At 54.6% G+C, this 4,259-nt stretch carries 5 protein-coding genes and 2 tRNA genes; 5 read left to right on the top strand and 2 right to left on the bottom strand.

What is annotated here, in order from left to right; genetic code table 11:
* Positions 1-127, top strand: a 127-nt coding sequence (locus V6C07_RS07525; RefSeq protein WP_333535757.1) for an IS3 family transposase, incomplete at its 5' end; no start/stop codon positions are given.
* 205 nt (positions 128-332) lie between these two features.
* On the opposite strand, the gene V6C07_RS07530 is transcribed toward V6C07_RS07525, so the two are convergent.
* Together V6C07_RS07530 and V6C07_RS07535 are read right to left on the bottom strand one after the other, a co-directional pair.
* Positions 333-409 (bottom strand) — tRNA-Glu (locus tag V6C07_RS07530).
* Positions 410-422: 13 nt separating this feature from the next.
* A tRNA-Gln gene (locus tag V6C07_RS07535) sits at positions 423-497 on the bottom strand.
* Between the two features lie 472 nt (positions 498-969).
* Here V6C07_RS07535 and V6C07_RS07540 point away from each other — a divergent pair.
* From V6C07_RS07540 to V6C07_RS07555, 4 genes are all read left to right on the top strand, one after another.
* Positions 970-2,079, top strand: coding sequence for a YeiH family protein (locus V6C07_RS07540; protein WP_333535751.1), 1,110 nt, complete (start codon positions 970-972; stop codon positions 2,077-2,079).
* Between the two features lie 16 nt (positions 2,080-2,095).
* On the top strand, positions 2,096-2,491 hold the full coding sequence (locus V6C07_RS07545; protein ID WP_333535753.1) for a biotin/lipoyl-binding protein: 396 nt from the start codon (positions 2,096-2,098) through the stop codon (positions 2,489-2,491).
* Positions 2,488-2,940 (top strand): universal stress protein, encoded by a 453-nt coding sequence (locus tag V6C07_RS07550; protein WP_333535754.1) that lies wholly within the window; start codon positions 2,488-2,490, stop codon positions 2,938-2,940. Before V6C07_RS07545 ends, V6C07_RS07550 begins: the two co-directional genes overlap by 4 nt.
* Before the next feature lie 248 nt (positions 2,941-3,188).
* Positions 3,189-4,259 (top strand): helix-turn-helix transcriptional regulator (locus V6C07_RS07555; RefSeq protein ID WP_333535755.1); only part of this gene is annotated, 1,071 nt, incomplete at its 3' end.

A 4,259-nucleotide genomic window follows, 5' to 3' on the forward strand; every position in this document is an offset into this window, starting at 1 on the left:
GGATATAAGTGAGTATATTGAGGTTTTTTATAATCGACAAAGACGCCAGGCAGCACTTGGCTATCTCTCACCAGCGGCGTTTGTCAGAAGCAGGATGATGGAACCAAAACTGCCGATTGCCGCTTAACATGGCGTACGAAATTGACGACCTATCTCAAAAGGTGCTGGCGGTAATGGAAGGAAGAAGCCCCGCAAAGGCGCTCGACTTTGCGAATGGGGCGGCCAATAAAAAAGGCTCTCCCGATTTGGTCATCAGGAGAACCGGTACACAGTCTCGGTACACAGAACCGAGTAATTTAAAGGCTACTGGAGCGTAACCTATGGGAATCATTTGGCGTCCCCAAGGGGATTTGAACCCCTGTCGACGGCGTGAAAGGCCGTTGTCCTGGGCCGGCTAGACGATGGGGACGCACTGTTTGTGTTGGCTGGGCTGCAAGGACTCGAACCTTGATTAACGGAGCCAGAATCCGCCGTCCTGCCAATTGAACGACAGCCCAACACGAAGAGTGTGTATATGTGAAGCCCGGCGGACTGTCAAGCAAGAATTTTAAAAAAAATCATAAAGCTAGCAAAATGGCTGTTAGCAACGTGCTGAAGAGCCTGCCTTGTCTGCTGAAAAGAGGGCAGATTTTTGTGAAGATACCGTATCCTTAAAGCTTATTTTTTTAGTATGTAGAATTTTTCGGTGCCGGTATCTGTCGGCAAGCATTGTTCCATTTTACAAAAGTTAAAAAAAGAACAAATATGTCATTTAGTTGCGACATTCAATACTTTGCTGGTTGTTTATACAATTTATCAATTTTCCTGTTTTCTTGCTTTTTTTGTTCAAGCACCGACACTAACTCACTGGATATACTTGCGCAAACAGGTTTGTCGTGATATTCACACCAAACAACTATCCTCTCAACCTTTTACCGGATTGTGAAAGAATGTTTATAACGTAAAACATCGCAGCGGCGGAGGAAGATTATGGAAGACAAAGGATTATTGGGCAAGATTGTGGCTATTATCCCCGGTTTGGTGCTCATGATAGGCACCCTGGCCGTATTGCGAATTTATGCTGTTCCGTGGCTGAACGGCATAACGCTTTTCGGCGTAAAAGGCTGGCCTGTGAAAGTGCTGAGCCTCAACTATATTTTGCTTTCCATCATTGCGGGCATGCTGTTCCGCAATGTTTTGTTTGGCGGCAAGATTCCTGCGTGGGCTGATGCGGGCTTTCGCACAACCCGCCTGTTCATTAAAACGGGCGTGATCATGCTGGGATCGCTCTATACCCTGCAAAGTCTTCTCAAGCTGGGCATAAGCGCCGCACTGCTCATTATGGCTTTTGTGTTCGGCACTGTCTTCCTTATCATGTGGTTGAGCAAGATATGGAAAGTTGACCGCTCTGTGGCTGCCGTTATGGCGGCGGCTTGCGGCGTGTGCGGAGTTTCTGCGGCGGTGGCGGCTGCCCCCGGCGTACGCGCCCGTCCTGTGGATCTGGCCCTTGCCATTGCCACTATTCTTGGCTTCGGCATTGTGACCATGTTTATCAGCCCCTTTATCGGAAAAGCCCTCAACCTGTCAGACCTGCAATACGGCGCATGGGTGGGTACGGGCATTCTGAACTCGGGCCAGGTGCTTGCCACCTGCCTGGCGTTCAACCCGGTTATCGCTCCGGGAACGGCCGTGGCCTATGGTGAAGTGTGGAACGTGGTGCGCGTCATCAGTATCCCCTTTGTGGTTTTCGCCATCACCGTCTGGTACTGGAAGGGCGAGGGAGAAGCCGAGCACATCAGCCTGAAAGAAATTCTTGTTTCCAAGTTCCCCATCTTTGTTTTGGGCTTCTTCGGCATGACGGCCCTGTCTTCTTTGGGCATGCTCGGGGCTGAAGGTTCTGAAACTCTGCATCTTCTGCGCGACTGCATGCAATGGATATTCGGCATCGGCCTTGTGGGACAGGGGGCATACATCGACTTCCGCGAGATCAAGGCCGCCGGCGGCAAACCGCTGCGTCTCGGTCTGACCGCAGGTACCGTGAAGTATGTGCTGGCCCTTATCGTCATCATGCTGTTCATGCCCAAAGTAGGCGCGTTCTAAGCCAAAGGAAGATGCCATGAGTAATGACAAGCAAAAAATGACAGTCTTCAGGAATGACCGGCACGAGGATATTGCTTCGATTATTTTTGCCGGGCTGGTAGTAATCTGCGTGCTTGGCTACATGGCCTTTATCGTGCCTACGGTAAAGGTAAAAGCCAGCCAGGACGGCAAACTTATTTCTGTCGCAGTGGAAAAAGGGGCAGAAGTCAAAAAGGGTGATGTGATCTATTCTCTGGAAATTGTTGAAAAGAAATGGAAAGACAACGTGATGGAAGAAAAGGTTGTCACCAGAGACGTGAGCGTCAAAGCTAACGGCAAGGTTCTTGATGTTCTCGGCAAGCCCGGTGAAAAGGTAAAAAAAGGCAAGGATACCATTATTGTGCTTGACCATGAAAAGGGAACACTGCCTTGACCTCCGCCTCTGCTCCACAAAAAATACTGCTGCTGCTTGACGAGGAAAGCCCCGCCGCAGCCGAAGCTGTTCGCATTGCGCATGAAAGCGGCGCGGCCCTTACCGCACTCTTTGTGCTGGACTCCACCTGGAACGACTATGTGGGCCATGACTGGCTTTCAGGCAGCGGGTCGCGAGCGGACTTCATTGACTACATGCAGCAAGAGGAAGAAAAAAGCGAGGCCGGGGCCTTTGCCCGGCTGCGGGAACTTGCCGGCAAGGATATGGAAGTCCGCTGCCTGACAGCGTCCGGCAACGTGATTGATCAGGCCCGGCAGGAAATGGTCCAAGGGTATGACCTGTTCGTTGCTGCCAATCCCCTGCGGCGTGGCCTTGAACGCATTCGCGGCAATGTGGGGGCGCTGTGTGAAAATGCCCCGTGCCGCATTCTGCTTGTACCCGCAGAATAAGATGACCGCCTGCAAACCGGCCCGGAGGTGATGCCTCAAGGGCTGCGAAACAAACCGGGAACCGTGCTTGATGCGGTTCCCGGTTGACGTTTGTGGCTGTGTCCCTTGGCGGTGTCGGGCGGCTCCCGCAGTGCTGCGAACAGGGGAAAGCATGCCGCGGAGCTTCAAATTTTCGTTCCGCATTGACAGTCGGCTGAAAAGGTTGTTCTCTGGCTATATACTAGACAAGATCAACTATTGGAGCCGCCATGAGCAAAATGGATATGTTTGCCGACTGCCCTTGCTCCGGCAGTACGCTGCAACGTTTTGTGCAGCCTCTGGTCATGTCGTTGCTGGCGCGGGGGCCGTTGCACGGTTATGTGCTCATGCAGCGTCTGGGGGCCATGCCGCTCTGGGGGGCCTCGCCACCGGATCAGGCTGGCATATACCGGCTGCTCAGGCTTATGGAAAGCAAGCAGTTGCTCGCTTCTCACGAAGAAGACGGCGTCACCAGGGGGCGGCGCGTCTTCACATTGACGGAGCATGGGCGGGCGTGCCTTGCCCGCTGGGAGGGAACGCTGCACGAACATCTGCGCACCGTGGGCGATGTACTGGGGCAGGTGCGCGAGGCCAATGCCGTGGATCGGCAGTTCATGGCTGTGGTGGAGCGTGTGGCTGCCGGGGCCATGCGTGGCGTTTTGGCGTCCAGAGAAGACATAATCCGCCTGCTGGACGTCAGCCCGTCTTCGGCCGAAGCGGCATTTTTGGGACGCAGGGCGCGTGAAATGGCCCATGCCGTGGCCGGCAACAAGGGGCGCGTCTGGAGTGCCATCGGCGTGGACTGCCGCCCCTGCCCAATGAACTGCGGGTTCTGCGCTTTTGGGGAAAAGTGGGGCCTTGTATCCCACCCGTATGAATGGCCCTGCGGGCAGATCATAGATGCGGCGCGAAAGTCTGTGGAGCAGGGCGCATCCTGGGTGACCCTGCGCACCACGGAATTTTACAGCCTGCCCAAGCTGCTTGGCCTTGTGCGCGCGCTGCGCGCCGAGGTTTCCGGCAGTTATGCTGTGGTGGTCAATACCGGAGAATTCGGGCCGGAGCAGGCCAGCGCCATGCGTGCGGCAGGCGTTGGCGTAGTCTACCATTCATTGCGACTGGGCGAGGGCAGTACCACCTGCTTCAAGGTTGAAGAGCGCCTTGCCACGCTGGCTGCGGTGCGTGATTCAGATTTGGCGCTGGCGCATCTGGTGGAGCCTGTGGGCCCGGAACACAGCAACGAAGAGCTTGCCCATGTGCTGCTGACGGCCCTGAGCCATAGGGCAGCCCTGTGCGGCGTTATG

This window comes from Desulfovibrio sp. 1214_IL3152 (assembly GCF_036763055.1).
Lineage (GTDB): Bacteria > Desulfobacterota > Desulfovibrionia > Desulfovibrionales > Desulfovibrionaceae > Desulfovibrio.

Bases quoted from the DNA above. Each gene is read 5' to 3' on its own strand.
- V6C07_RS07545 (WP_333535753.1), top strand. From the start codon at position 2,096: ATGAGTAATGACAAGCAAAAAATGACAGTCTTCAGGAATGACCGGCAC.
- V6C07_RS07540 (WP_333535751.1), top strand. From the start codon at position 970: ATGGAAGACAAAGGATTATTGGGCAAGATTGTGGCTATTATCCCCGGT.